Consider the following 4,907-nt stretch of genomic DNA (forward strand, 5'->3'; position numbering starts at 1 on the left):
CAGGTCGTCGGGGTCCTGGCCCTGGTGGGCGGGCTCGGCGGTGCCGAGCAGTCGGGCGCGCTCCCCCGCCAGGGACTGCAGGCTGCGCAGCCGTTCCCGGGTCTGGGACAGCGCGAAGACGGTGTCGCCGGCCTGGCTGACCTGCTGAGACTCCGCCGACGTGGCCGCCTCGAGGCGGGCCAGCAGGCCGCGCGCCTCGGTCAGCGCCTCCTCGGTCTCGGCCTGCCGCTGCTTGAGCGAGCGCTCGTCCGCGCTCTCCTGCTCGAGCTGCGCGGTGAGCTGGGCCAGGTCGTCGGCGAGCAGGCGGGACTTCGCGTCACGCAGGTCGCGCTGCACGGTCTGCGCCTTGCGGGCCGCCTCGGCCTGCCGGCCCAGCGGGCCGAGCTGGCGGCGCAGCTCCGCGGTCAGGTCGCCGAGGCGGGCGAGGTTGCCCTGCATCGCGTCGAGCTTGCGGAGCGCCTTCTCCTTGCGCTTGCGGTGCTTGAGGACGCCGGCGGCCTCCTCGATGAAGCCGCGACGCTCCTCCGGCGTCGCGCGCAGCACGGCGTCGAGCTGGCCCTGCCCCACCACGACGTGCATCTCGCGGCCGATGCCGGAGTCGCTCAGGAGCTCCTGGATGTCCAGCAGGCGGCAGCTGCTGCCGTTGATCGCGTACTCGGAACCGCCGCTGCGGAACAGCGTGCGGGAGATCGTGACCTCGGTGTAGTCGATCGGCAGCGCGCCGTCGGTGTTGTCGATCGTCAGCGCCACCTCCGCACGGCCCAGGGGCGCGCGGCCGGACGTGCCGGCGAAGATGACGTCGTCCATCTTGCCGCCGCGCAGCGACTTGGCGCCCTGCTCGCCCATGACCCAGGAGAGCGCGTCGACCACGTTGGACTTGCCGGAGCCGTTCGGGCCCACCACACAGGTGATGCCGGGCTCGAGCTCGAGGGTGGTCGCCGACGCGAAGGACTTGAATCCCCGGAGCGTGAGCGTCTTGAGATGCACTCGGTGAGCCTAACGGTGAAGAGGGGCTGAACGTCGGAGATACGGCAGGGATACGCCGAAGCGGCACCCGGGTCCTTCGGTGGGGTGCCGCTTCGGCGGAACGTACGGGGCGGGGCGGGTCAGCCCAGCTCGGGGAACCAGAGGGCGATCTCGCGGGCCGCCGACTCGGCGGAGTCTGAACCGTGCACCAGGTTCTGCTGCACCTTGGTGCCCCAGTCGCGGCCCAGGTCACCACGGATGGTGCCGGGGGCGGCGTCGGTCGGGTTGGTGGCGCCGGCCAGCGAGCGGAAGCCCGGGATGACGCCCTGCCCCTCGGCTACGACGGCCAGGACCGGGCCCGACATCATGAACTCGACCAGGGGGGCGTAGAACGGCTTGCCCTCGTGCTCGGCGTAGTGGGCGGCCAGCAGCTCGGTCGTGGCGTGCTTGAGCTCCACGGCACGCAGGGTGTAGCCCTTGGTCTCGATGCGGCGCAGTACCTCGCCGGACAGGCCGCGGCGGACGCCGTCGGGCTTGACGAGGACGAGGGTGCGCTCGGCCACGGGCTGCGTCGAGGCCTCCGTGGGCAGGGTCTTCTCTGCGACGTCGGTCATGCCCCAACCCTATCGGGGTCGAGCCCCCGCCCCGAACGTGTCGGACGCTCAGGTCACCAGGGTGACCTGAGCGTCCGGCACGGTGGATCAGGGGACGTTCGGCGCCGTCTCCGGGTGGGCGGCGTCGTACTCCGCCCGTTCGCGGTCCACGCGGCTGCCGAGGCGCAGCGCGTAGATCCACAGCACGACGAAGATGCCACCGACCAGGAACATCATCGGCACCAGGAAGCCCATGGCGAGCACGGGCAACTGGGCGACGGTCCCCGCCGCCCGGCCGGCCGGCGTGCCCTGGGCCCGCGACAGGACCAGGAGCACCAGCACCAGCACGCCGCCCAGCACCCAGATGACGGCGCCGGAGTCGATGCGCAGCGGGCCGCGCCCGAACTCGGAGTCGCGCAGCGCCCACACCACCATGGTCGCGAACAGCACGAGGAACACCTCGAGCAGCAGCGTGGTGGACGTGAACTGCACCAGCGCGGACTTCTTGGCCTTGATGCGGTCGCCCGGGACGGGTTGGTCCTTGCTCACCGCCTCAGGATATCCGTCTCCTGCGGACCGGAGGCGTCGCGGGGCTCGGCGGCACCCACGGCGGCCACGGCGTCGGCGGGCTCGGCGTCGGCGGCCGCACCCTCCATGACGGCCTCGCCGCGGGCGACCATGCCGGCCTGGTCGGACAGCTTGACCTCCTTGAGGAAGAGGGCCAGCACGAGGCCGATCGCGACCAGCGGCACCAGATACCAGAACGCCGGGGCGAGCGCGTCGGCGAACGCGTCGACGACACCGCTGCGCAGCGGCTCAGGGAGCTGCTCGACGAGCTGCGGCGTCAGGCCGGAGCCGCCGCCCCCGGGTGCTGCGCCCTCGGGCAGGCCCTCGAACACGCCCTGCAGGTTGTCCGTCAGGCGCGACGTGAACACCGTGGTGAACGCGGCGGTACCCACCGCGGCACCGATCTCCCGGAAGAAGTTGTTCGACGACGTCGCGGTGCCCAGCTCGTGCGGGTCCACCGAGTTCTGCACCGCGAGCACGATGGTCTGCATGATCAGGCCCATGCCGGCGCCGAGCACGAAGATCATGGCGCCGAACAGCCACAGCGACATGCCACCCTCGAGGCGGGTCAGCCAGATCATGCCGAGGATCGTGACCGCGAGGCCGACCACCGGGAACATCTTGTACCGGCCGGTCTTGGAGATCGCGAACCCGGAGGCGATCGAGGTCAGCATCACGCCGGCCATCATCGGGAGCATCAGCAGGCCGGACTCCGTGACGCCCGCGCCGGCGGACATCTGCAGGAACGTCGGGAGCATCGCCATCGCGGAGAACATGCCCATGCCGAGCACCAGGCCGATGAGCGTGGTGATGGTGAAGGTGCGGTTCTTGAACAGCCGCAGCGGGATGAGCGGCTCCGCCACGCGGTTCTCGATGAAGATGAACAGGCCGACCAGCACCGCCGTACCGAGCAGCACGGCGAGGAGCGTCGGGTCGGACCAGTCGTAGCCGTCGTGGCCGAGCGACTCCCAGCTCGTCAGCAGCACGATGCCGGTGGTGCCGAGCGCCATGGTCAGGATGCCGCCCAGGTCGGTGGGGCGGTTCGAGCGGTGCGACGGCAGCTTGAGCGCGAAATAGGCGATGAACCAGGCGGCGATGCCGATCGGCACGTTGATCCAGAAGGTCCAGCGCCAGCCGGGGCCGTCGGTGAGCCAGCCGCCGAGCAGCGGGCCGGCGACGGCGGAGATGCCGAACAGGGCGCCCATCGGGCCCATGTACTTGCCGCGGTCGGACGCCGGGATGATGTCGGCGATGATCGCCTGCGACAGGATCATCAGGCCACCGCCGCCCAGGCCCTGCACGGCGCGCCAGGCCACGAGGGCCTCGAAGGACTGCGCCATGCCGCCGCCGAGCGAGGCGACGACGAACAGGCCGACCGCCACGAGGAACGGCCAGCGCCGGCCGTAGAGGTCACCGAACTTGCCGTACAGCGGCATCGCGATGGCGATCGCCAGGATGTAGGCCGTGATGACCCAGCCCTGGTGCTCGACGCCGTTGAGCTCGCCCACAATGGTGGGCATCGCGGTGCCGACGATGGTCTGGTCCAGGGAGGACAGGAACATGGAGGCCATCAGGGCCCCGAAGATCAGCCAGATCGTGCGCTGGTTGAGGACTACCAGCGGCTTGTCCGGCGCCGTGGTGACGGCGTGGCTCATTGAGGGTGCCTTTCTGGGGACAGGTCGAGCGGGGTGCGGGACGAGGAGGAGGGTCAGGAACCGAGGTCGGCCGAGACGACGTCGATGAGCTGCGCGACGGCGTCGGGCAGGTGGTCGGCCGGGTTGCCGGTGTAGCCGGCGTGCTCCCAGGCGACGAGCGCGGTGCGCAGCATGAGCAGGACGAGCATCGTGAGCAGCTCGGCGTCCGTGGAGAACGGCGCGACCGCGCGGCGGGCCTCGAAGAGCTCGGCGAGCTGGCTCTTGTGGCGGTCCATCCAGACCACGTGGCGCCGCAGCAGCGCGGGCTCCTGCTGCATCAGGTCCATGGCCCGCATCACGCGGTCGTGGGCCTCACCGGCCGGCGCCAGCAGGGCGGCGACCACCACCTGGAGGTCGGACAGCAGCCGGCCGGTCGGGCCGCCCTCGACGAACGTGCGGATGACGTCCTCCGGCAGGCCGGTGTCCTCCGCACCGAGCACGGCGTCGTCCTTGGACTCGAAGTAGTTGAAGAAGGTGCGGGGCGAGACGTTCGCCTCCGCGCTGATCATCTCGACGGTCACGGCGTCGAGGCCGTGCTCGGCGACGAGGTTCTGCGCCGCGTCGATCAGCGCCGCGCGCCGCGCGCGCTTCTTGCGCTCGCGCAGGCCCTGCTCCGCTGGCGTGCCCTCCAGCGCGGCGACGAGCTCGCGCAGGTCCGGGCCAGGCACGGGGCCGGCGGACTCGGCAGGCTCAGCGGGCGCGACGTTCTCGCGCGAGGAGGTGGGGGCCATGGCCCCAATTCTTGCACCCCGCGCAAAAATTCATCAACTGCAAAAAGATGAGACCGCGATCACACCTCGCCGAACCCGGACTCGATCATCTCCGCGACGGTGCGCACGGCCTCCGCGGCGCCGTCGCCGGTGGCCTCCACCCGCAGCTCCCGGCCCTTCGTGGCGCCCAGGGCCATGAGCTGGAGCACGCTGGACGCGTCCACGCCGTCGATGGTCACGCTCGCCCCCAGCTCGGCCACCTTGCGCGAGACCAGCGCCGCCGGGCGGGCGTGCAGGCCCAGCGGGTTACGGACGGTCACGGTGCGCGAGCCCTCGGCCGGCGGGGGCGACATCGGCTCGCCCGCCTCGGGTGGCTG

Annotated in this window: 6 protein-coding genes; all 6 read right to left on the minus strand. The window is 71.4% G+C overall.

What is annotated here, in order from left to right; translation table 11 throughout:
• Positions 1–987: chromosome segregation SMC family protein (locus PROKR_RS13215; protein ID WP_036963973.1), on the minus strand; the 987-nt coding region annotated here is incomplete at its 3' end.
• A 119-nt stretch (positions 988–1,106) separates the two neighbouring features.
• Positions 1,107–1,580 (minus strand): nucleoside-diphosphate kinase, encoded by a 474-nt coding sequence (gene ndk / locus PROKR_RS13220; RefSeq protein WP_051432958.1) that lies wholly within the window; start codon positions 1,578–1,580, stop codon positions 1,107–1,109.
• Positions 1,581–1,667: 87 nt separating this feature from the next.
• A complete protein-coding gene (locus PROKR_RS13225) occupies positions 1,668–2,108 on the minus strand; it encodes a DUF4233 domain-containing protein (protein WP_036963975.1) in 441 nt (146 codons plus the stop codon).
• Positions 2,105–3,781 carry an MDR family MFS transporter gene (locus PROKR_RS13230; protein ID WP_036963978.1) on the minus strand — a complete coding sequence of 559 codons (1,677 nt, stop codon included), beginning with the start codon at positions 3,779–3,781 and terminating at the stop codon, positions 2,105–2,107. The genes PROKR_RS13225 and PROKR_RS13230 overlap by 4 nt, the downstream gene beginning before the upstream one ends.
• Positions 3,782–3,834: 53 nt before the next feature.
• The gene (locus PROKR_RS13235) at positions 3,835–4,551 is read right to left on the minus strand and encodes a TetR/AcrR family transcriptional regulator (RefSeq protein WP_051432959.1); all 717 of its coding nucleotides are present in this window, start codon (positions 4,549–4,551) and stop codon (positions 3,835–3,837) included.
• 59 nt (positions 4,552–4,610) lie between these two features.
• Positions 4,611–4,907: HPr family phosphocarrier protein (locus PROKR_RS13240; protein ID WP_157602054.1), on the minus strand; the 297-nt coding region annotated here is incomplete at its 5' end.

The sequence above is a fragment of the Promicromonospora kroppenstedtii DSM 19349 genome (assembly GCF_000515355.1).
In the GTDB taxonomy this organism is placed as follows: domain Bacteria; phylum Actinomycetota; class Actinomycetes; order Actinomycetales; family Cellulomonadaceae; genus Promicromonospora; species Promicromonospora kroppenstedtii.